Source organism: Pseudomonas sp. LTJR-52 (assembly GCF_003691465.1).
Classification (GTDB): Bacteria; Pseudomonadota; Gammaproteobacteria; order Pseudomonadales; family Pseudomonadaceae; genus Chryseomonas; species Chryseomonas luteola.
This window is the reverse complement of sequence record NZ_CP033105.1, coordinates 454,700-475,798: the sequence shown is the minus strand read 5'-3', so window position 1 is coordinate 475,798 and position 21,099 is coordinate 454,700. Positions and strand designations below refer to the sequence as shown.

The following is a 21,099-nucleotide window of genomic DNA, read 5'->3' as shown; positions in this document are numbered from 1 at the left end:
GGTCGCAATGCTTCCCGAAGCCATTCAGCCCCTGCGCCCGACCGAAGTGTTGCTTCAGCGCTTCGCGCGTCTGGCACAGGAGGCCAGTCGCGACAGCTTACTGGGAGAGCTGATCGAAGCGGCTGCCCAGCTCTCTCAGGCTGATCTCTGTCAGCTGTACCTTCTGGACGCCACGCATACGTCGCTGAACCTGTCAGCAGCCTGGCTGGATGAGCAGCGTCAGTCCTGCCATGACGATAGCCTGCCCGCCGATTACGACGGCCAGCTGTTGCAATACTGCCTGTTCCAGAATCGCCCGCTGGCTCTGACCGAGCTTCACCCCAGCCTGCATGCTGTCGATTTTCTACCAGCAGGTTATACCTGGAAAAGCCTGCTGTGCCTGCCGCTGGCCGATGCACAAGGCAGCGTACAAGGTGTCATGGTGTGCGCGACACACCGTACCCGCGACCTGGAGACCCTGAGTGGCCTGCTCTCGCCGCTGGGCACCTTTGCCATCGCTCAGCTCAACCTGTTGCAGCGCCTGCAGACATCCGAGCCGGAAACCGCTCCGGTAGTCGAGTCGGTCAAGCCGTGCGCCAGTGGATACGGCATGATCGGTGACAGTGTCGCGATGCGTGGCGTGTATCAGCTGATCGGTAAGGTACTGCATAACCCGGTCACCGTATTGCTGACCGGCGAAACCGGTACAGGCAAGGAACTGGTTGCCCGCGCGATTCATGACTGTGGTGCTCGCCGTACTCAGGCATTCGTGGTTCAGAACTGCGCGGCATTACCGGAAAACCTGCTCGAAAGCGAGCTGTTCGGCTACCGCAAAGGGGCCTTTACCGGCGCAGACCGGGATCGCCAGGGCCTGTTTGACGCTGCCAATGGCGGCACCCTGTTCCTGGACGAGATCGGCGATATGCCGTTGACGCTCCAGGCCAAGCTTCTGCGCGTCTTACAGGAAGGCGAAGTACGCCCGCTCGGCTCTACCGAGACACACAAGGTCGATGTTCGCATCATTGCCGCGACCCATCGTGATCTCTACAACCAAGTGCTACAGGGCAATTTCCGCGAGGATCTGTATTACCGCCTCACGCACTTTCCCATCGAGCTGCCAGCGCTGCGTGAGCGTGGCGACGATATTCCCCGGCTGGCCCGCCATTTTGCCGAGAACGCCTGCTCCTTTTTGCAGCGCGAGCCCTGCCGCTGGACAGAAGCCGCCCTGGATCGTCTGGCAGGCTATGCCTTTCCAGGCAATGTTCGGGAACTCAAAGGCCTCGTCGAGCGCGCGGTTCTTCTGTGCGATGGCAACGAGCTGCGGCCCGAGCATTTTCCGCTGCGCCAGGAGACGACCCCGGAAGTCGGCCTGACCCTGCGCGAGCGGATGGACCAGCTGGAGCGCGGACTCGTCATTGACTGCCTGCGCAAGAACAACGGCAACCAGACCCACGCCGCCCGTGAGCTCGGCCTGCCACGCCGCACGCTGCTGTACCGCATGGAGCGGCTGAATATCAGCCCGACTGACCTATGAGCCGGTCCATGCCCGTTTTGCCCATTTCACCCCCCTACAACGCATCACTTGAGGTAGCCAACATGCCCACTCGACTCTGGATCGCCGCTCTACTGACCCTGACGCTGGGCGTGGCTGGCTGCTCCAGCAACCCCAAGAGCACCGATAAGGACTATCGCCCGCTTGGCGACCCGAAAGCACTCAACCGCGGCAATTGACGCAAGGAGTACATCACCATGGAACTGGTTTTTGATCTGGTCAGCGCCCAGCAATTCGTACCCGGCATGTTGTCGACGCGAACCTTCAAACAGGTCGGCGGCATCATTGGCCGCGCCGAGGACAGCGACTGGGTGATCCCGGATCGTAATCGCGTCCTGTCCGGCCACCATGCACTGGTCAGCTACCGTGACGACGCTTTCTATCTCACGGATACCAGCAGCAACGGCATCACGCTCAAGGATAACGGCGCCCGCCTGGTCAAAGGCCAGCCCCATCGTATCGAACATGGCAACACGTTCTGCCTGGGTGATTTCGAAATCCGCGCCCGCCTCCTGCAAGATCCTTCACGCTTCGACCTGGACCTGGGCCGCCCCATGCCGGCAAACAGCGCCAATGGCCTGATCCCGGATGATGCCTTTCTCGAACTGGACCCGCTTACGGCTCTCGACCGTCAGGATCAGGGCTATACGGAGCCCGACGAGCTATCCAGCCTGGTAAGTCCGCGTGTCGATGAATCCCGTGCCGACTATGCCCGTGTCGATATGGAAAGCCTGACCGTACCCAAGCTGATTACCATACCTGAGCCGGAAGTAGCACCACAGCCGGAACCGGTACGGGCGGCGCCACCCAAGCGGCAATCACAGGAGTTCTGGGACCGCTACGGTCAGGCGCTTGGCCTGGACCTGTCCAGCCTGGACGACGAAGCACGCGAGGCCTTGGCCCTCAATGCGGCGCGTCTGCTGCGTCAGAGCATGAATGGGTTGCAACAAACCCTGCGCACCCGTAGCGAGGTGAAGAACGAGCTGCGCCTGCCCCTCACGACCGTTCAGAGTGCCGGGAATAACCCGCTCAAGCACGCCGCTGACAGCACCGAAACGTTGGGACACATGCTCAAGGGCGACAAGCCCGGCCAGCTACCGGCAGATCAGGCCATCACCCGTGCCTACCGGGACCTTCAGGCTCATCAGGTTGCCCTGCTTGCTGCCAGTCGCGCGGTAGTCAAGGCGACGCTGGATCAACTGGACCCTGAGCAGCTGACCCTGCGGTTCGAGCGCGAGGGCCGCAAATCTCTATTTGCTACCGCCGGCAGCCGCTGGCGTGCATATCGTCGTCATCACCACAGCCTGCGTCAGGATGGAGACTGGAGCGAGCGCCTGTTCGCCCGCGATTTCGCTACTGCCTATGAAGAGCAGGTCCGTCTGATCGCAACGCTCAACACCGATTTTCAAGGATGAAACCCATGATCCGCTTCGCTCCCCTGGCCCTGCTGGCCGCCATGACCCTGACAGGCTGCTCGTCCCTGAGCTCCGATATGTCCAAGCTCGACCTGAGCCTGTCGGGTAGCGATACCCTGAACCCGGACCTCAATGGTCGCCCCTCGCCCATCGTGATCCGCCTGATTGAACTCAAGCATCCGGTTGCCTTCCAGAACGCGGATTTCTTCTCGCTATACGAGCGCCCGCGCGAAGCGCTGTCGCCAGATCTGGTCGCCTCCGAAGAGATCGAGCTGCGCCCGGGCGAGAAACGTGACCTGAAGCTGTCCGTCCAGGACGGCAGCCGCTATGTTGGTGTGCTGGCGGCGTACCGTGATCTACCGGAAACCCAATGGCGCTACGTGATTGAAGTTCCGGCCAAGCAGATCACCCGTGCGGATCTATCCCTGGATGCCGAAGGTATTCACTCCGCCGCGCCTGAAAAAAAGGCCAAGGACTGATCCCATGACTGCACATAAAGTGATCTGGCAGGAAGGTATGCTGCTGCGCCCACAGCACTTCCAGCAAAGCGATCGGTATCACGATGATCAATTGAAGGCACGTACACGCCAACTGGGCAGCTATGCTTGGGGTTTCTTCAATCTGGTCATTGATCGCCAGTTTCTGAGCATGGGCAAACTTGTGATCAGCCAGGCCTCCGGCGTTCTGCCGGATGGCACGCTGTTTGAGCTGACCAGCGAGGGCGAGCCCCTGGCACTGGACATTCCCGCCAATACTAGTAGCACCTCCGCGTATCTAGCCCTGCCGCTGGTCACGGGCAACCATGTCGAGACACGCCGTCCCGAGCAGAAGGATGTGTTGGCTCGCTACCGTGCCTATGAGGCGGAAGTGGCTGACTCGAACGCTGGCGAGAGCATTATCAGTCAGGTCAGCTGTGGCCGCCCGGACTTCAAGCTACTGCTCGGCGAGCGATCCAATGACGAAGCCTTCGTCAAGCTCAAGGTCTGCGAAGTGCTGGACACAACGCCGGATGGCGTCATCAGCCTGGATGGCGACTTCACCCCCACCTATCTTCATGTTCATGCTTCGGACTACCTGTTGTCCTGCCTGAAGGAAGTCATCAGCATGCTGGCCCACCGGGGCGATATCCTGGCCGAGCGTATCCGCGCCACCGGCAAGGTAGGCACCGCGGAAGTAGGCGACTTCATGATGCTTCAGCTGATCAATCGCTACGAGCCAACCCTGCGCCACTACCTCACGCTTGAGCAGCTGCATCCCGAACTGATCTTCCGCGAACTGCTCGGTCTTCTAGGCGAACTGGCCACCTTCTCCAACGAAACCAAGCGCCCGCGTCTGGATAACCGCTATCAGCACAGCGATCAGGCCCAGAGCTTTCGCAAGCTAATGGATTCGCTGCGCCATGTCCTGTCGATGGTGCTGGAGCAGCATGCGGTCGAACTGATCCTGCAACAACGTCAGTACGGCATTCAGGTATCGCCACTGCACGACCACAGTCTCATCACCTCCGCCTCCTTCGTGCTGGCGGCCAGTGCGCAGTGCGACTCGGAAGAGCTACGCCAGCGCCTGCCGGCTCATCTGAAGATCGGCCCGGTCGAGCGTATCCGCCAGCTGGTCAACCTGCACCTGCCCGGCATCCGGATCAAGCCCATGCCCGTTGCGCCGCGGCAGATTCCGTTCCATTCCGGCAAAACCTACTTCGCCCTCGAACTCAGCGCCGACGAACAGGCGCAGCTGGAGCAGTCGGGCGGCTTCGCCATTCACGTGTCCGGTGATTTCCCCGGGCTCGAACTCAAATTCTGGGCAGTCAGGAGCTGACGATGATCAAGGATCACGATTACGGTCAGGATGATAAAACCGTTGTGCTGAGCCGCCAGGGTACGGCGAGCTCGGCCCACAATCCGTTAACCGATTTTGCCGACTCGCCTCGCGTCGAGCAGCTGGAAGAGCGAATGATCTATGCGGCCCGCCTGCGTCCGGCGGAAAGCTTCAACTTGAGCGTGAACCCGCTGATTGCTGCCGCCTCCGGCCTGCTGTCCGAAGTAGTTCAGTTAAAGCACAGCTATCACGCCGAAGACCTGTACGCCCTGAAAGAGCGCCTTACGACTGCCATCAAACTGTTCGAGCATCGAGCCTTTGGCGAAGGCGCTGAAAGCGGCCAGGTCATGGCAGCGCGTTATGTGCTGTGCACCGTCATCGACGAAGCCGTGGTCACAACACCGTGGGGCAATGAAAGCGAATGGTCTCAAATGAGCCTTCTGAGCACCTTTCACAACGAGACCTTTGGTGGCGAGAAGTTTTTCCAGTTGCTGGAGCGTCTGACGCGCAACCCCGTCAAACACCTCCAGATGCTTGAACTCATGTTCCTGTGTCTTGCATTGGGTTTTGAGGGCAAGTATCGGGTCCTGCCCCGCGGCATGCTGGAACTTGAAGCGATCCGCGACAGCGTTTACCGGCAGATTCGTCAGCTGCGTGGTGATATTCCCCGTGAGCTGTCGCCCCACTGGCAAGGTTTGCAGGATGGTCGCCGCAGCCTTGTACGCATTGTTCCGTGGTGGTTGGTCGCCTTGTTCACCCTAATGTGCCTGGGTGTGTTATACGGTGGCTTCGCCTGGGTATTGGGCGAACAACGCGAAAGCGTGCTGCAGCCATACGAGCAGCTGACTACGGCCAAGATGGCCGAGCCAAATACGTGACGACAGGGATGTTTGCGCAATGAAACAGTTCTTCCGCAATCTGGCGGTTATTTTCCGTAAGACTTGGGTCTGGAGTCTGACCCTGGTTTTGGTTCTGGCTTTATTGGTCTGGTTTGTCGGGCCATTGCTGGCCGTTGCCGATCATAAATTCTGGGCACCGGCTACCACGCGGCTTGTCACACTCAGCGCCTTGTTCCTCTGCTGGGGCCTCTTCATTGTATTCGTCAGCTGGCGTAGTGGCGTGCGTAAAAAGCGCGCCCTCGAGACCGAAGACGGCCAGGAGCGCCTGCGTCGCCACGAGCAGATCACCGAGGAACAGCAGGAGCTGCGCAGTCGTTTCAAGGATGCACTTCAAACGTTGAAAAGCTCCAGCCTGTACCGCGCCCGTAGCGAGCGCTGGAAACAGGAATTGCCTTGGTATCTGGTGATTGGCCCTCAAGGCAGTGGCAAGACCTCCCTTCTGGATTTCTCCGGCCTTGAGTTTCCGCTTAACCGTGACGCCAACCGCCTGACCAAGGATGTCGGCGGCACCCGCCACTGCGACTGGTACTTTGCCGATCACGGTGTCCTGGTCGATACCGCAGGCCGCTACCTCAGCCAGCCGGATGCCGCTGTAGATGCCAGCACCTGGCAAATGCTGCTGACCTTGCTGCGTCGCCGTCGCCGCGCACGTCCGCTGAATGGTGTGTTGGTTACCGTACCGGTCGATCAGCTATTGAATGGTACTGAGATCGAACTGGAAACTCTGGCCCGCCAGATTCGTGCTCGTCTGCACGATATCCATCAGCAGCTGAAGGTCGACGTTCCGGTATACCTTGTCCTGAGCAAAGCAGACCAAGTGCTGGGCTTTGAAGAGTTTTTCGACCAGCTTTCCCGCGAGGAAAGCGAGCAGGTCTTTGGTACCAGCTTCCGCAAGGAACAAAATGCTACAGACGCGGCAGTGGTTCGCCAGGAGTTCGAAGAACTGCTGCGCCGTCTGAATACGCAGGTCATTCAGCGTATCCACCAGGAGCGCGATACCCTGCGCCGTGGTCGTATCCTCGATTTTCCTCACCAACTGGCATTGATCGGTGAGCGTCTGTGCCTGTTCGTCGAACTGGCGTTTTCCGGCAACCGTTACCAGCGTGCCAGCCAGCTACGTGGCTTCTACCTCACCAGTGCGCCACAGCTGGTCAACAGCCTTGACCCCAGCACAATGAACATCGGCCGTAACCTGGGCCTGCCCAGCAATGCCCTGCCTACCTATCGCACCGGCCACTCTCGCTTTATCCACCAGCTGCTCAGTCGCGTCATCTTTCCTGAGGCCGACCTGGCAGGTCTGGATCAGCGTGAAACGTCGCGTATCAGTTGGGGCCAGCGCTGTCTCTATGCAGGCGCTGCCGCCTGCCTGGGTATGTTCGGTGTACTGTGGGCCACAGGATTCAGTGCAAACCATGACCGTCTCGAACAGTTGCGTACCCTTGGTCAGCAGCTGACTGATCAGCACAAGACGCTGGCACCCTCCGATGATGCCATGGCAGCGTTGAAATCCCTGGATAGCGCCTATGCCGCAGCCAATGTCTTTCCAGCCGCCAGCGATGTAGCACTGCATGAACGCAGCGGTCTGTATCAGGGCAATAAGGCTCGTCCAACCCTGCAACAGGCCTATCATCAGGAACTGGTAGATCAGCTGCTACCCCGTGTGGCGCGCCAGCTGGAAGAGCAGATCCATGCCAACCTCAACGACCGGGAACGCCTGCTAGGCAGTCTGCGTGCCTACCTGATGCTGAACCTGGAAGAACGGCGCGACAATGGATTCCTGAAAGATTGGGTAGCAGCTGACTGGTCGACCCGCTACAGCGGTGACACCGTGGTCCAGAATGGGCTCAACTCCCACTTTGCCCGCCTCCTGGAGCAATCCTTTACCCGCTATCCGCTAAACGATGCACTCGTTGCCCAGGCCCGTCAGATCCTGCGTAGCGAATCACTGGCCAACGTGGTGTACCGCATGCTGCGTGATCAGGCGAGCAGCCTGCCGGCATACCGCTTCAGCCAACACTTGGGTCCGCAGGGTGCCGTGTACGGCGGTGCAGACTATGCTATTCCCGGCTTCTACACGCAGAAGGGTTACGAGCAGACATTTACGACCCAAGGCATCAACCTGGTCCGCAATATCATTGAAGACAACTGGGTACTGGGCGAAAGCGACGGTCTCTCCGGTATGGACCTTAAGCGCCTGATGGTTGAGCTGGAACAGCTGTACTTCAACGACTACGCCAACTATTGGAGCGAAGCAGTCACTCAGCTGGTACTGGCTCCGATTGGCGATGCGAATCAGGGTGCCATGCAGCTCTCAGCGCTGACAGCCTCCAACTCACCGCTGTTGCAAGTACTCAATGAGATTCGCGACAACACCCGCTTCCAGTCTGGCGGCAACGATGCAGCGGCTGCCCTTGCAGAGGCCGCACCAAAGGGTAATGCGAAGCTGGCCAAAGCCGCTGCACTGGCCAGCGCGGCTGCCGATAAGGCAGGCGACGCGCTAGCCAAGAACCTGCCGGATACGGCCAAGAAAGCGCTACAGAAACGCTTCGAGCCACTGCATCGCCTGCTGGACGATAACGGCGGCCCAGCGGCCGATATGGTTCCGGTCATGGCTGCACTGAACGACCTTCAGCTGCAAATGGCAGGGCTTGCCCATGCCAGCGCGCCCGAGCAGGCCGCTTTTGAAATGGCACGTGATCGCATGGCGGGTCAACGGGATGCCATCAATAGCCTGCGCAACGCGGCCAATCGCTTGCCGCAGCCGGTAAACAACTGGCTGAGCCTGCTGGCGGACGACAGCTGGATGATGGTGCTTAACGATGCCTATGACTACCTGAACCAGCGCTACCAGAGCGAGATGTATTCGTTCTACAACAATGCTTTGAACAAGCGGTATCCCTTTAAAGCTGACAGCGAGAGCGATGTCGCCATTGCGGACTTCCGTGAGTTCTTCAAGATGCAGGGCGTTGCGGACAAATTCTTTGACAGCTACCTGAAGCCTTTCGTCAGTGGTGATTCTGGTAACTACCGTCTGCGTAGCATCGACGGGCACAGCCTGCCGCTGTCCCGCGAGTTCCTGGCTCAGATGGGTCGGGTCCAGACGATTCGCCGCAGCTTCTTTGCCGAGAACCCGGCGGAGCCGCAGGTCATGTTCAAGCTTGAGCCCTACTCACTGGATTCCAGTCTGACCCGTGCCAACCTGCGCATCGGTAACAACCAGATGGAATACCGTCATGGCCCGATCGTGCAGACAGCGTTCCGTTGGCCCGCCGAGAATGACGAGAGCCGCGTCAGCCTCGTGCTGGAGGAGCTCAATGGTCGCCGTGTGGGTGTCGAGCAGAACAGCGGTCCCTGGTCCCTGTTCCGTATGCTGGATGCCATGAAGATCGAGCAGAACGGCAGCCGGGACGCCCTCATGGTCAAGGCAGATCTGGAAGGTCTACATGCCAGCTATCTGCTGCTCAGCCAGCGTTCGCCGAATCCGTTCGACGTGGGCAACCTGCGCGGCTTCAAACTGCCGGCGTCACTCTAAATGAGTGACGGTTGGCGCAGCGCAGCCCGTACCGATGCCGGCAAGGTACGAGCGCGTAACGAAGATGCCTTTCTAGACAGCCCTGAGCAAGGTCTCTGGGCTGTTGCAGATGGCATGGGCGGTCATAGCCAAGGTGATCTGGCCAGCCGCCTCATTATCGAAAGCTTGGCAGAGCTCCCCGTAGGCGCAGGCTTCGATGAACGCCTGCAACAGATCCGCCAGTGCCTTCATTGGCTCAACCGGCGGCTGAACCAGGAACTTACGGTCATGGCCGACCAGACGGACACCATTATTGGAAGCACGGTAGTCGTCTTGCTGTGCGACGAAGAGCGTGCGGCCTGCGTCTGGGCGGGTGATAGCCGGTGTTATCTCTGGCGTAGCGGTAGGCTCTATCAACTTACCAAGGATCATTCGGTACGACAGCGGATGATCGATGAAGAAAGACTGACGCCAGAACAGGCTGCTCGCCATCCTGCAGCCCACGCCCTTACCCAGGCGATAGGTGCCAATGAAACGCTGGCGCTCGACATTCTTGAATTCAACTTGATGCCGGGCGACAGTGTGCTTCTCTGTAGTGATGGCCTGTACAAAGGAATCAGTCAGAACGCGATCGGTGCGGCGCTGTCCCTGCCGTCTGCCCAGGTTGCCCTGGAGCGGCTTTTCGATACTGCCTTGCTAGGCCCCGCACGCGACAACCTGACCGCCATCGTCATCCGTCGACAGGAATAAGGATGTACCTCATGGACGAACTCAACGCGGCAGCTGCCGAAGACGAGCTGACCTATTTCGCCTTCGCCAACAAAACCCCTTCCGCATCGGAAACCCTGCCCAAGGCTCACGGCATAAAGCCGTTACCCGATGTGCTCAGCGGACGCTACAAACTGGAGCGCCTATTAGGTGTAGGCGGTATGGGCGCGGTTTACCGCGCACGCGACCTGATGCGCGAACAGTATGGTGACCCCGAACCCTTTGTAGCCATCAAAACGTTGAGCGAGGACTTTGCGGAATATCCCGATGCCAGTGCATTGCTCTACAGCGAGTTCGCCCTGACAACCCGCCTCCGACACCCCCATATTGTTCGTCTGCACGGCTTCGATATTGATCGGGAAAGCGAGCGTGCCTACATAACTCTGGAAATGCTCCGGGGTCTGACCCTGGACAAATTGCTGTGTGACCATCCACAAGGCCTGGGCTGGGAAGCGCTACGAGACATTGCCATTCCACTATTGGAGGCCTTGGCCTTTGCCCATAGTCAGGGAGTTCTGCATGGTGATATCAAGCCAAGCAATGTCATCCTGGCCGAAGACGGCCTTCGCCTATTCGACTTCGGTCTTGGTCAGCCGGTAGAAGGCGTGCTGCCCGGCCTGCCCCGCCTCTCGCGAAGCCGCTTTACCGCCTGGACACCACGTTATGCCTCCCTTGAACTGTTGGATGGAGCACCGTTGACGCCCTCGGCTGATGTATATGCCGTTTCCTGTGTCCTGTATGAATTGGCCACTGGTCAACATCCCTATCGGCGCCTCAGTGCGAAACAGGCACGTGCCATGCAAATAGAACTCACAACTCCTGCCCAACTACCAAAGTCGTGCTGGCAAGCGTTGCGAACGGGGCTGCAGTTCACAGAGCCCGATCGTCAGATCGATGCTAATGGTCTGCTGGAGGGTTTTCGCCATGTTAAACAGGCCTCTACCTTGGGTCGCTGGCTGGGTCTTCGCCAGTCCGCCTAGACCGTTCGTAGCCACAACGCTGACTTATGTCGGCTGCTGCTCAAGAAACGTGAAGCAATCACTGTTTCGTTGAGCGGCGGGCTTGAGTAAAAGCCGACTAGATCACATGATTCGCTCCCTCTCAGACGCAAGGAGGCGCCTGTGTTTTTCGCAGCCAACGAAACGCATTTTTCTTTGGTTCTGGATGGCGTTGATACCGACTTCCAAGTCCTGAGTTTTACAGGACAGGAGTCGATCAGCCAGCCCTTTCGCTTTGACCTCGAACTGGTCAGCGAACGCCCCGACCTCGACCTTGAGGCCCTGCTGCATCAGCGCGCCTTTCTGGCCTTCTCGCCCAGCGGTAACGGCGTGCATGGTCAGCTCTACCAGATCGGCCAAGGCGATGCCGGCAAGCGTCTGACTCGCTATCACGTCGTGTTGGTGCCGCGTCTGGCCTATCTTGCGCACCGTACCAACCAGCGCATCTTCCAGAAGCTCACCGTTCCGCAGATCATTGCCCAAGTGCTGGAAGACCACGGCATCCTGGCGGACGCCTACCGTTTCCAGCTGGGGCCAACGGTCTATCCGCCTCGCGAGTATTGCGTCCAGTACGATGAGACCGACCTGCACTTCATTCAGCGGCTCTGCGAAGAGGAAGGCCTGCACTATCACTTCGAGCATACCCAGGATAACCACGTCTTGGTGTTTGGCGATGACCAGACCGGCTTTCCCAGGCTGACCCCACCCACTGCCTATGTGCAGGGCTCCGGTCTGGTGGCAGACGAGCCGGTGGTCAAGCGCTTTGGCGTACGCCTGGAAACCCGTACCGCCCGTGTCTCGCGCCGCAACTATGACTTTGAGCAGCCGCGACTGCGCATGGAGGCCGCCTACAAGAGCGAGGCCAAGCCCGACCTGGAAGACTATGACTACCCGGGTCGCTTTACCGATCGCACCCGCGGTAAGCATCTCGCCCAGCGCGCCCTTGAACGTCACCGCAGCGACTATCAGCTGGCCGAAGGTGAAAGCGATCAACCCCAGCTGGTGACCGGCCACTTTTTGGAACTGTCCGAGCATCCCCGCCGTGACTGGAACCAGCTCTGGCTACTCACCGGCCTCTGGCATGAAGGCAAGCAGCCCCAGGTGCTGGAAGAGTCGGTTACCAGCGATGTGGACAAGCACGACGGCTTTACCCAGGGCTACCGCAACCGCTTCACAGCGACGCCCTGGGACGTACCCTTCCGTCCTGCGCTTGAGCATCCCAAGCCCAAGATCCTGGGCAGCCAGACCGCTGTGGTCACTGGACCCAAGGGCGAAGAGATCCATTGCGATGAGTACGGTCGGGTCAAGGTGCAGTTTCATTGGGACCGTGCAGGCCAGGCCAACGAGCAGACCAGCTGTTGGCTGCGCGTCTCGTCCAGCTGGGCGGGCGATCGCTACGGCGGCATCGCCATTCCTCGCATCGGCATGGAAGTACTGGTCACGTTTTTAGAGGGCGACCCGGACCAGCCCCTGGTCACGGGCTGCCTGTTCCACATGGAACATCAGGTGCCGTATGACCTGCCCGCCAACAAGACCCGCAGCGTTTTCAAGACCCTGAGCACACCGGGCGGCGGTGGCTATAACGAGCTGCGCATTGAGGATAAGAAAGGCCAGGAGCAGATCTATGTTCATGCTCAGCGGGATTGGGACGAGAACATCGAGCACGACCAGAAGATCCGCGTAGGGCATGAGCGACACGACATTGTCGAGGCCAACAGCTACACGGAATACAAGGCGGAGGAGCACCGCACCACGGATGCGGACCGCAAGGTTGAGGTCAAGACCAACGACCACCTCACCGTAGGGCAAAACCAGCATATCCAACTGGGAACAGCCCAGCTCACCCAAGCTGGCCGGGAAATCCACCTGAAAGCCGGTCAAAAAATGGTCATCGAAGCAGGGATCGAACTTACCCTAAAGGCAGGCGGTAGCTTCATCAAGCTAGACCCCAGCGGCGTCACGATCATTGGTCCCATGGCCAAAATCAACGCGGGTGGCTCAGCCAGTAACGGCTCAGGTATTGCGATTGAGCTTCCCCGCTTACCGGGCGAGGCGGATGTGGATAAGGCTGGGGCATTACTCACTCAAACCTTAGTAAACGAATCCGAAAAGATTAAACGCAAGCCCAAACGAATGTTGAATTTCTCTAGCTGATAGAAACAAGCAAACCTATCAGATAGTACATGGATTGTAGGTAATACAAGTGACAGAATTAAGTAGCGTTCAAAAGTGGAGCTATCCCTTTAACTTAAAGGGAGAAGAAGGCCAATCCAGTAAGCCCGTAACTGACCCACTACAGTACTTTGATGCTCTGGCGAAAGCTAAGGGCGGCTATTATCCGATTGGTAAAAATGGTTTATGGCATGGTGGTGTCCATTTCGACAGTGGTACTGCCGCCTCTCTAGATCAATCTGCCATCCGCTGCATTGCAGATGGTGAAGTGGTTGCTTATCGAATCGACGACACATACAAAAAGTCAAATTTCAGCAGTGGTGAAAAATTATTTTCTACCGGATTCGTTCTGGTCAGACATAAATTAGAGCTGCCTAAATTAAATGAACAAGCAAACGCTACCAATACCCCAACAGAACAACCCTCTTTAATCTTTTACAGCCTGTACATGCATCTATTGGATTGGGCAGGTTATACAAAAGAAAACGCACCTACACCGCCTAACTTTCTTAACAAAGCCGTATATAGCGTAAAGGCGGATAAAGCGACTGACGTGGTTAAGGGGCTACGAGTACGCACAGCACCTAGAAACGGCCAGATTAAGGCTGTCCTACCTAAGGGCACTAGAGTTAAGCTAGGTGAGCAAAGCGCGACCAATAATAAATGGTACCGCTTGATTAGTATCTTGGAAGGACAAGCGTTACCCGCCATTAATCTGGATGAGGAGTGCTGGGTATTTGAGGGCCAGCTTGACCATACCGATGTTTCAGATGAGCGTTTGGTTGGCGTCAAGGCTAATGATACTGAGCCGACACTGGCACCACAAAAAGGACTAAATATACGTAAGGCTGCTACAGGTGCAGATAAAAGTCTGCTTACAGGGCTAATACCTGCAGATGTAACCTTTACTTTGGAATCAGATACTGGTCGTTATTGCAAGATCAAGGAATTTGTTTCAGGTCAAAACATCGCCCCCCTTAAAGAAGACTGTATAAAGAATATTAGCGGCTATGTATATAAAGAATGTCTACAGGCTAGTAGAACCCCACCTACGCTAAATGATATTCATGTTCTGGATTCGCCCCACTCTATAAGGGCCGGAGAAATCATAGGACATTTAGGTATCTATCAAAACCACGACGATACTGCTGCTGAACCCATGCTCCATTTGGAAGTGTTCAGCTGCGAAGACGTCCCTGCGTTCATAGAAAAAACCAAAGCTGCAGCAGCGAGCCTTCCTGATGATAAAAAGAATTTACTTAAGATTCATAAGGGGGCTAGTAAATTAATAAGTCATCGCTCTGATATTAGCGCGTCTAATCCTCCCAAGCTTTCGGATACAGGGACGGTAATTGGAGTAGACATGATTTTTAATCTTGAGGCACTCAATAATTACCCTCAAGATCGAAAGATCACTGTAACCGAGACATCGCCGGGTAGTACAACTAGCAAAACTAGAACTTGGTGGCGCCTAGATAATATCTTAGCGGACCAGCAGGGAAACAGAATTAGTGGATGGCTTACAGAACAGTCCGAACTTACTACGCGTCACAGTCCTTGGGAATGGGAAGGATTTGACTTTATTAGCGAGACGCCGTGCAACCTGGACCATCTAGCCTGCCACTTTGATAATTCGGGCCAGCTAGATGAGAGCGAGCAGGCAGATTATGCGGCACGTATCGATCTTTCAGATAATGGCCCAATCAAAAAGCGCCTATATGACATTATAGACACTAACAATGATAAAAGGCTTTCTTCTGAAGAGATCAAGGCTGCTTTAGCTCTCCCTTGGAATGCTCAGTCAATTTATAAAATAATAGCTTGCTATGAAAGCGAATGGCTTTGGAACAGTCTTAAGTGGAATGAAATAGATACTTTAATGAATTTCTCTGAAGAAGCCAAACAAAACTGGACAACAGAAAAAGATAGAATTAAAAACTTGAGTTGGTGGAACGCAATAAACACATTACACTCTGATGGACAGGCATGGCATATACACCCGATCGGATTAATTAAAAACTTTAATAATAAGAAAACCCTAATAAATGTTGAAAGTTTTATAGAAGCTTACGCTTCTGAACATAGCGCTTTTGCTATCGGAACCCCATTATTCAGTGAAAGCTCAAGAGAAAACTTAAAGGAACTTATAAATAATATAAACTTATACTACGAAGATCATACTGAAAAACCAAACTTATTCGAAATATCTTATATGTTGGCTACGGCTAGACATGAATCTTGGAACTGGATAGATCAAGAATTTTTCAGTAAAAAACCTGAAATAGGAAATTATGCATATTTTAACCAATATGACCCTGTACTTGCAGAGTCAGAAAGACTTAAAAATCGAGCTTTAGCAAATGAAAATACTAGCGAAGGTGACGGTTATAAATACAGAGGAAGAGGATGCGTTCATTTAACTTGGAAGAAAAACTACAGAAAAGCAACGGAGCAATTTTCTGTTGATTTTGTATCCAACCCTGATTTGGCAGCGGAGTTCAAATACTCTGTTCCTATTATGATATGGGGCATGAAAGAAGGAGTTTTTTCAGGGGCAAAAATAAATAATTACTTAAACTCCGCAGGCATAGATTACTTAGGCGCAAGACATGTTATAAACGGCACAGATCAAAATCAAAAAATTGCATCTTATGCCGCTAGATTCGAAAAAATACTTAGATTATCATCTAATATTCCAGAGACTTTTTAATGAAAACAATCTTTAATTCTGTATTAATATTCCTCCAGTTCTTTATATATACAACATGTCAATGCAGCGAAATGACAAAGCATACAGACCCTGAACCCTTAGGACTAAACAGCACCACCAAAGCTAGTATATATAAAGATTTTTTAGGCGAAAAAGATGGCATCTATCGAGATTTAATAAATATCAATGGAAAACCAGCATTATATGCAAGCAGCAGCTCTGACATGTACTTCACTTTAAATAAAAATAAAACTGAATTATTAATTGATTGCATTTACGTTGAAGCAAGAAGTAATACAAACGGCGTAAGCATAAAAAAAGGGATATGTGGACTCGACAAGAAGCTCTCAAAGGATTATTTAGATCTAGGGTTTTCATACTCAAATCAATGGCAAGAAGAAACTTCCAAAATTGACATAAATCAAATTTTAAAAGAAAACAAACCTTTAACCATTAACGTAGGTCATATAGAAAACATTGGGCTATATCTTAAATACAATAAAATTGATGACTTAGAAAATAACTTACCGATCTTTCAAATAAGGAACACTCAAAACAATAAATGCCATAGATTTTTAAAAGGAAAAATTTTTGTTTTATATGAAAAAAGCAAATCAAATCAACCTCAATATGTAGAGGTCTGGGAAGAAAACAACATAATAAAAACTAAAAAATTTGATAAATCTGAGTTAAGCATACTGGCTCAAGAAGAATGTGATAAAGACATTAAAGCCACTTAAGTACAAAGCTTCTATCAGAAATCAAAATGATATTTATTGAAGCGCTTAAGGGTACTTATAAGGTCATATGGCTACCATGAGATTCACGATATTAATCTTATCAATTCTGTCACCATTAGCTTATTCTGCCGATCAAAATATTTGCAAAATTTACACAGGACCCAAAAGCTTTATATCTCATTGGATTAATGATGACATCAGCGTTGATACATTAACAACAATAGATTCAAATGATCTTTTGAAAGGGGATGGAAAGACTCACGAGGTGGGCGATCTTAATGGCGATGGAAATAAGGACTATATTTTTGAATCTTACTCTAGCGAGGGCTCAAGCCGCGATAGAACTTATAATGTACTTATACAATGCCATGGTTTTCTGGCTAACGCTGGCGGTGACTACTTTTCTGGATTCAAACTAGATGAAAATGAAAAAACCCTCACAAAAGGAGAATACAAACGTATAGTATTCTTAGCCTATAAGAGGGCCGGGGATGGAAGCATAATATATAACGGAAAAAACCCTAAAACCGAACCTCAAGTATGGGAGTACGACAAAGAGCGAAAAAAGTACAGGCCATCTAAAAATTAAACTAAATAAAATTATTTGTTAAATAAAAGTCTTAGTCTTTTATTTAACAAATCCGGAAACTTATCAAACCATGCCTGATTCAAGGGCGAGGGATGTGGAAGTGGGTATAGCGTAAACACGTGCCCTTTCCCTTCCTCTGCCGTCAGCGTGACCTCGGTATGGTTTGTAAAACGATCTTCGCTTTTCCAGAAGGCTTCTAGGCGTTGTTTCTCTTCCTTGGGTTGATCGATGGCAAACCAGAGAAAGGCCTCGCGGCCGAAAGTGATGATGGTGCGGCCATGCCACTGCTCGATTAATAACTGTCGCATGAGTGGGAGAAAGCGTTTCTTGATCTTTTCGGACCAGGCTTTATTGCCGATGGGCTTATACGGCACGGTGTTGGCCCAGAAAAATTTCTGGCTCAAGGAGCGACCTGCGTTGAAGTCTGGCATGGGTTGACCGTGCAAATGCTCATAAATAACCTTGCGAGCGATCTGCCCGCCTGCGCCGATAAAGGGCTCACCGTATTTAACTTCGTCCCGCCCGGGGTCTCGGCCAAAGAAGCCAATAGGCGCATCCTTACGCCCCAAGCCAATAATGGGTTCTAGCGGATCCTTTTGGTACTTCTCATAGACCTCTGTATCGATGCCTTCAATGGTGCTAGCGATCTCACGAAAGGCTTGCTGCATCTTCGGGTCGAGGGGCATAGGATTTCCTTCGTAATCGGCTTCTTGTTTATGTGACCGATCAGAAAGGCAAAGAATTCATGGATTCGGGTAGCGCTCCGCCCCATACCCATTTTCTCAATCGCATCGATAGCAGCTTCACGCCGACCAATTGCCGTTCCGTTACGGTGCAATGGAGTAAACTCCCCCGCCTCACATCTATAGGGATAGCCATACATGTTGATCAAGGCGCTGCGAATTGGCCTGGGCCAAACCATTGTTGGGCTGGATCTGCTGACACGCCCGCGTAAGCTCAAGCGAAGCGCCGAGGCGCAGAAGCAGGTAGAAGAGCAAACAGCCGGACTTGCGCTGTATCAGTTTCAGGCATGTCCATTCTGCGTAAAGACGCGCCGAGCCATGCACAAGCTGAACCTGCCCATTGCTCTGCGTGACGTCAAGAAGGATCCGGAGCACCGTGAGGCCTTGTTGGCAGGTGGCGGACGTATCAAGGTGCCTTGCCTCCGGATCGAGGAAGAAGGCCGTACCGCCTGGATGTATGAGTCCAACGATATCATTGCGTATCTGAACAAACGTTTCGCGCCAGCGAGCCGCTAAATGAAAAGCCCGATCACGTCGGGCTTTTTTATAGCTTTATCACTTGCTCTGATTACAGATCGGCTTCTTCTACTTTACGGACTGTGGTGGCGTCGATGGCATATGAGGCTTCGGCCAGGTCGTTATCCACTTTTTCGATCTTCATCGCCCCAATAACCCAATAAGGCTCGTAGATATCCGGTAAAGGAACGCCCTTTGGAAAGCGCACCAGTACGATCTGGTTAGGCGGTGGCGGTGGAACGTGGATACAGGCACCTGGATAGGGCACCAGGAAAAATTCAGTGAAATTGCCTTTGCTGTTGCTTTCCAGCGGAACCGGATAACCGCCCAGGCGAATTGTCTTCCCATTCATGGCAGCCACTGTGCGCGTGGAGTGCATGACGGCCGGCAGGTTGCTGTCTTTTTGCTTGAGTCCGCCCTTGCTCTCAAAACCGCCTGGTAATTCGGGCGTGTCATGGGTGATCTCGGGCATGTCCTCCAGTGCCTTGCGATCCGATTCTGGCATGAGGGCCAGCCAATCAGTCTCAGGCGGCTCGCCTTCTCGGGCTACGGCAGTTGTAATCTGGGAAAAAAGAAGCAGTACGGCGAGGATGAGATAGCGCATGGTAGAAGTGTCGGACAGTTGGGTTGCACTAGTGTGAAGCTTCTTGGCGTTGAACCCAACTGCCCGGACGGGAAATCAGCGACGCTTGGTCACCATACCCCAGATAAACAGGACGATAACGGCACCGACGACTGCTCCAATGAAACCGGCGCCCTCACCTGCACGGTAGATACCGATAGCCTGACCACCATAGGTGGCAACCAGCGAGCCGACGATACCTAGGATGATCGTCATGATCCAACCCATGCTGTCGTCGCCAGGCTTGAGGAAACGTGCGATCAAGCCAACGATGAGGCCGATGATGATGGTTCCAATAATACCCATGAATCTTTCCCCTTCTGTGGTTTGCTCGATACGGCATGTGCCGCTTGCTTAATCCGACAGCAAGAAAAACGCAGGGGTTCAGCGAATTTTTTATGAAGCGAAGCGGAACTTGGACCCTTTTGAAGAAAGGGTCCGTTTCGGTCACGCTTTAATCAGGGTTTCGACGTCAGCAATACGTGCCCTCAATGTAGCCGCATCGCTGCAGCGCAATGTGGCGTGGCCAACCTTGCGGCCCGCCTTGAACGCCTTGCCATAGTGATGCAGATGGCAATCATCGATCTGCAGAACCTGCTCCACGGCCGGGACCTTGCCGATGAAGTTGAGCATGGCGCTCTCACCAACCTTCGCGGTTGAACCCAGCGGCAGACCTGCTACAGCGCGCAAATGGTTCTCGAATTGGCTGCTCTCGCTACCCTCGATGGTCCAATGACCAGAGTTATGCACACGGGGAGCAATTTCATTGGCCTTCAGCCCACCATCGACCTCAAAGAACTCGAACGCCAGCACGCCGACATAATCGAGCTTGTCGAGTACACGGCCTACGTAGTCCTCCGCCAGCGCCTGCAAGGGATGGTCTGTACTGGCAATAGACAGCCGCAGGATTCCGCTTTCGTGGGTGTTGTGTACCAGTGGATAGAAACGTGTCTCGCCGTTACGAGCACGTACGGCAATCAATGAGACCTCGCCAGTAAACGGCACAAAGCCTTCAAGAATGCACGGTACACTACCCAGCTCGGCAAAGGCGCCTTCGACATCCGCCTGGCTGCGCAGGACCTTCTGACCCTTGCCGTCATACCCTAGGGTACGTGTCTTCATCACAGCCGGCAGACCGATGCGTGCGGCGGCAGCGTCAAGGTCAGCCTGGGATTGGATGTCGGCAAACTCAGGCGTTGGGATGCCCAGATCCTTGAACATGGTTTTTTCGAACCAGCGATCACGGGCGATACGCAAGGCTTGCGCCGAGGGAAAAACCGGAACGAACTGGGATAGGAACGCGACGGTTTCAGCGGGCACACTCTCGAATTCGAATGTGACCAGATCGACCTCATCCGCCAGCTGACGCAGGTGGTCCTGGTCGCTGTAGTCGGCTCGAATGTGCTCGCCCAATGCGGCAGCACAGGCATCCGGAGCAGGGTCCAGAAACGCAAAATCCATACCCAGCGGAGTACCCGCCAGCGCTAGCATGCGGCCCAGTTGGCCACCACCGATGACTCCGATTTTCATCAGGCTTCCCTCGGATCCGGATTGTCCAGAACGGTACGCGTCTGCTCCTCACGGAAGCGATTCAGCGCCTCGTGATACTCGGGGTACTTGCCGCCCAGAATACTGGCCGACAACAGCGCCGCGTTGATAGCGCCCGCCTTGCCGATGGCCAGGGTGGCGACAGGAATGCCCGCGGGCATCTGTACGATCGACAGGAGTGAGTCGACGCCTGACAGCATGGAAGACTGCACCGGCACGCCCAGTACAGGCAAATGCGTCTTGGCTGCACACATACCTGGCAGATGTGCAGCACCGCCTGCGCCTGCAATGATGACCTCGATGCCGCGCCCTGCCGCTTCTTCAGCGTACCGGAACAGCAGGTCGGGAGTACGGTGGGCAGAGACCACCTTCACTTCAAAGGGAATGCCCAGCTTTTCCAGCATGTCGGCGGTGTGGCTCAAGGTAGACCAGTCGGACTTGGAGCCCATGATCACGCCTACGAGTGCGCTCATCGTCGTGCCTCTTGTCAGGCGCCCGCAGGCGCATCAGAAACCAACAAGC

Annotated in this window: 19 protein-coding genes; 14 read left to right on the top strand and 5 right to left on the bottom strand. The window is 54.4% G+C overall.

Going from position 1 to position 21,099, the window contains the following annotated elements:
• Nucleotides 1-7: 7 nt before the first annotated feature.
• From EAW52_RS02260 to EAW52_RS02205, 13 genes are all read left to right on the top strand, one after another.
• Entirely contained in the window at nucleotides 8-1,513 is a 1,506-nt protein-coding gene (locus EAW52_RS02260) for a sigma-54-dependent Fis family transcriptional regulator (protein WP_010796277.1), read from the top strand.
• A gap of 8 nt (nucleotides 1,514-1,521) precedes the next feature.
• Entirely contained in the window at nucleotides 1,522-1,710 is a 189-nt protein-coding gene (locus tag EAW52_RS02255) for a type VI secretion protein (protein ID WP_372238880.1), read from the top strand.
• A gap of 18 nt (nucleotides 1,711-1,728) precedes the next feature.
• Nucleotides 1,729-2,946 carry a type VI secretion system-associated FHA domain protein TagH gene (gene tagH, locus EAW52_RS02250; protein WP_122041257.1) on the top strand — a complete coding sequence of 406 codons (1,218 nt, stop codon included), beginning with the start codon at nucleotides 1,729-1,731 and terminating at the stop codon, nucleotides 2,944-2,946.
• A gap of 5 nt (nucleotides 2,947-2,951) precedes the next feature.
• Nucleotides 2,952-3,425: a type VI secretion system lipoprotein TssJ gene (gene tssJ, locus EAW52_RS02245; protein WP_122041256.1), complete on the top strand. Its 474-nt coding sequence runs from the start codon at nucleotides 2,952-2,954 to the stop codon at nucleotides 3,423-3,425.
• A gap of 4 nt (nucleotides 3,426-3,429) precedes the next feature.
• Entirely contained in the window at nucleotides 3,430-4,761 is a 1,332-nt protein-coding gene (gene tssK, locus EAW52_RS02240) for a type VI secretion system baseplate subunit TssK (protein ID WP_122041255.1), read from the top strand.
• Between the two features lie 2 nt (nucleotides 4,762-4,763).
• Nucleotides 4,764-5,639, top strand: a complete 876-nt coding sequence (icmH, locus tag EAW52_RS02235) for a type IVB secretion system protein IcmH/DotU (RefSeq protein ID WP_122041254.1) — start codon at nucleotides 4,764-4,766, stop codon at nucleotides 5,637-5,639.
• 19 nt (nucleotides 5,640-5,658) lie between these two features.
• A complete protein-coding gene (tssM, locus tag EAW52_RS02230) occupies nucleotides 5,659-9,192 on the top strand; it encodes a type VI secretion system membrane subunit TssM (RefSeq protein WP_177411888.1) in 3,534 nt (1,177 codons plus the stop codon).
• A complete protein-coding gene (locus EAW52_RS26170; RefSeq protein WP_177411887.1) occupies nucleotides 9,193-9,921 on the top strand; it encodes a PP2C family serine/threonine-protein phosphatase in 729 nt (242 codons plus the stop codon).
• Between the two features lie 11 nt (nucleotides 9,922-9,932).
• Nucleotides 9,933-10,919 carry a serine/threonine-protein kinase gene (locus EAW52_RS02225; protein WP_122044699.1) on the top strand — a complete coding sequence of 329 codons (987 nt, stop codon included), beginning with the start codon at nucleotides 9,933-9,935 and terminating at the stop codon, nucleotides 10,917-10,919.
• Nucleotides 10,920-11,060: 141 nt separating this feature from the next.
• Nucleotides 11,061-13,091 (top strand): type VI secretion system tip protein VgrG, encoded by a 2,031-nt coding sequence (locus EAW52_RS02220; RefSeq protein WP_122041253.1) that lies wholly within the window; start codon nucleotides 11,061-11,063, stop codon nucleotides 13,089-13,091.
• A gap of 49 nt (nucleotides 13,092-13,140) precedes the next feature.
• Nucleotides 13,141-15,819: a hypothetical protein gene (locus EAW52_RS02215; RefSeq protein ID WP_122041252.1), complete on the top strand. Its 2,679-nt coding sequence runs from the start codon at nucleotides 13,141-13,143 to the stop codon at nucleotides 15,817-15,819.
• A 71-nt stretch (nucleotides 15,820-15,890) separates the two neighbouring features.
• The gene (locus tag EAW52_RS02210; protein ID WP_162997568.1) at nucleotides 15,891-16,559 is read left to right on the top strand and encodes a hypothetical protein; all 669 of its coding nucleotides are present in this window, start codon (nucleotides 15,891-15,893) and stop codon (nucleotides 16,557-16,559) included.
• A gap of 76 nt (nucleotides 16,560-16,635) precedes the next feature.
• On the top strand, nucleotides 16,636-17,148 hold the full coding sequence (locus tag EAW52_RS02205; protein WP_162997567.1) for a hypothetical protein: 513 nt from the start codon (nucleotides 16,636-16,638) through the stop codon (nucleotides 17,146-17,148).
• A gap of 11 nt (nucleotides 17,149-17,159) precedes the next feature.
• Here EAW52_RS02205 and EAW52_RS02200 read toward each other — a convergent pair whose 3' ends face one another.
• A complete protein-coding gene (locus EAW52_RS02200; protein ID WP_122041249.1) occupies nucleotides 17,160-17,834 on the bottom strand; it encodes a uracil-DNA glycosylase family protein in 675 nt (224 codons plus the stop codon).
• A gap of 195 nt (nucleotides 17,835-18,029) precedes the next feature.
• On the opposite strand from EAW52_RS02200, the gene EAW52_RS02195 reads away from it, so the two are divergent.
• Nucleotides 18,030-18,407 (top strand): glutaredoxin, encoded by a 378-nt coding sequence (locus EAW52_RS02195; RefSeq protein ID WP_010796292.1) that lies wholly within the window; start codon nucleotides 18,030-18,032, stop codon nucleotides 18,405-18,407.
• Nucleotides 18,408-18,459: 52 nt separating this feature from the next.
• Here EAW52_RS02195 and EAW52_RS02190 read toward each other — a convergent pair whose 3' ends face one another.
• The 4 genes from EAW52_RS02190 to purE form a co-directional block, all read right to left on the bottom strand.
• The gene (locus EAW52_RS02190) at nucleotides 18,460-19,011 is read right to left on the bottom strand and encodes a DUF3299 domain-containing protein (RefSeq protein WP_122041248.1); all 552 of its coding nucleotides are present in this window, start codon (nucleotides 19,009-19,011) and stop codon (nucleotides 18,460-18,462) included.
• Nucleotides 19,012-19,086: 75 nt separating this feature from the next.
• Complete coding sequence (locus EAW52_RS02185) at nucleotides 19,087-19,335, bottom strand: GlsB/YeaQ/YmgE family stress response membrane protein (protein ID WP_019367491.1); 249 nt, start codon at nucleotides 19,333-19,335, stop codon at nucleotides 19,087-19,089.
• A gap of 141 nt (nucleotides 19,336-19,476) precedes the next feature.
• Nucleotides 19,477-20,559, bottom strand: coding sequence for a 5-(carboxyamino)imidazole ribonucleotide synthase (locus EAW52_RS02180; protein ID WP_122041247.1), 1,083 nt, complete (start codon nucleotides 20,557-20,559; stop codon nucleotides 19,477-19,479).
• Nucleotides 20,559-21,050, bottom strand: a complete 492-nt coding sequence (purE, locus tag EAW52_RS02175) for a 5-(carboxyamino)imidazole ribonucleotide mutase (protein WP_122041246.1) — start codon at nucleotides 21,048-21,050, stop codon at nucleotides 20,559-20,561. The genes EAW52_RS02180 and purE overlap by 1 nt, the downstream gene beginning before the upstream one ends.
• Nucleotides 21,051-21,099 lie beyond the last annotated feature (49 nt).

What these genes read in the sequence shown, in the direction of transcription:
- EAW52_RS02210 (WP_162997568.1), top strand. Translation starts at nt 15,891, where the DNA reads ATGACAAAGCATACAGACCCTGAACCCTTAGGACTAAACAGCACCACC.
- EAW52_RS02200 (WP_122041249.1), bottom strand. Translation starts at nt 17,834, where the DNA reads ATGCCCCTCGACCCGAAGATGCAGCAAGCCTTTCGTGAGATCGCTAGC.
- tssM (WP_177411888.1), top strand. Translation starts at nt 5,659, where the DNA reads ATGAAACAGTTCTTCCGCAATCTGGCGGTTATTTTCCGTAAGACTTGG.
- EAW52_RS02260 (WP_010796277.1), top strand. Translation starts at nt 8, where the DNA reads ATGCTTCCCGAAGCCATTCAGCCCCTGCGCCCGACCGAAGTGTTGCTT.
- EAW52_RS02225 (WP_122044699.1), top strand. Translation starts at nt 9,933, where the DNA reads ATGGACGAACTCAACGCGGCAGCTGCCGAAGACGAGCTGACCTATTTC.
- EAW52_RS26170 (WP_177411887.1), top strand. Translation starts at nt 9,193, where the DNA reads ATGAGTGACGGTTGGCGCAGCGCAGCCCGTACCGATGCCGGCAAGGTA.
- EAW52_RS02205 (WP_162997567.1), top strand. Translation starts at nt 16,636, where the DNA reads ATGAGATTCACGATATTAATCTTATCAATTCTGTCACCATTAGCTTAT.
- tssJ (WP_122041256.1), top strand. Translation starts at nt 2,952, where the DNA reads ATGATCCGCTTCGCTCCCCTGGCCCTGCTGGCCGCCATGACCCTGACA.
- icmH (WP_122041254.1), top strand. Translation starts at nt 4,764, where the DNA reads ATGATCAAGGATCACGATTACGGTCAGGATGATAAAACCGTTGTGCTG.
- EAW52_RS02180 (WP_122041247.1), bottom strand. Translation starts at nt 20,559, where the DNA reads ATGAAAATCGGAGTCATCGGTGGTGGCCAACTGGGCCGCATGCTAGCG.
- purE (WP_122041246.1), bottom strand. Translation starts at nt 21,050, where the DNA reads ATGAGCGCACTCGTAGGCGTGATCATGGGCTCCAAGTCCGACTGGTCT.
- EAW52_RS02195 (WP_010796292.1), top strand. Translation starts at nt 18,030, where the DNA reads ATGTTGATCAAGGCGCTGCGAATTGGCCTGGGCCAAACCATTGTTGGG.
- EAW52_RS02190 (WP_122041248.1), bottom strand. Translation starts at nt 19,011, where the DNA reads ATGCGCTATCTCATCCTCGCCGTACTGCTTCTTTTTTCCCAGATTACA.
- EAW52_RS02185 (WP_019367491.1), bottom strand. Translation starts at nt 19,335, where the DNA reads ATGGGTATTATTGGAACCATCATCATCGGCCTCATCGTTGGCTTGATC.
- tssK (WP_122041255.1), top strand. Translation starts at nt 3,430, where the DNA reads ATGACTGCACATAAAGTGATCTGGCAGGAAGGTATGCTGCTGCGCCCA.
- EAW52_RS02255 (WP_372238880.1), top strand. Translation starts at nt 1,522, where the DNA reads ATGCCCGTTTTGCCCATTTCACCCCCCTACAACGCATCACTTGAGGTA.
- tagH (WP_122041257.1), top strand. Translation starts at nt 1,729, where the DNA reads ATGGAACTGGTTTTTGATCTGGTCAGCGCCCAGCAATTCGTACCCGGC.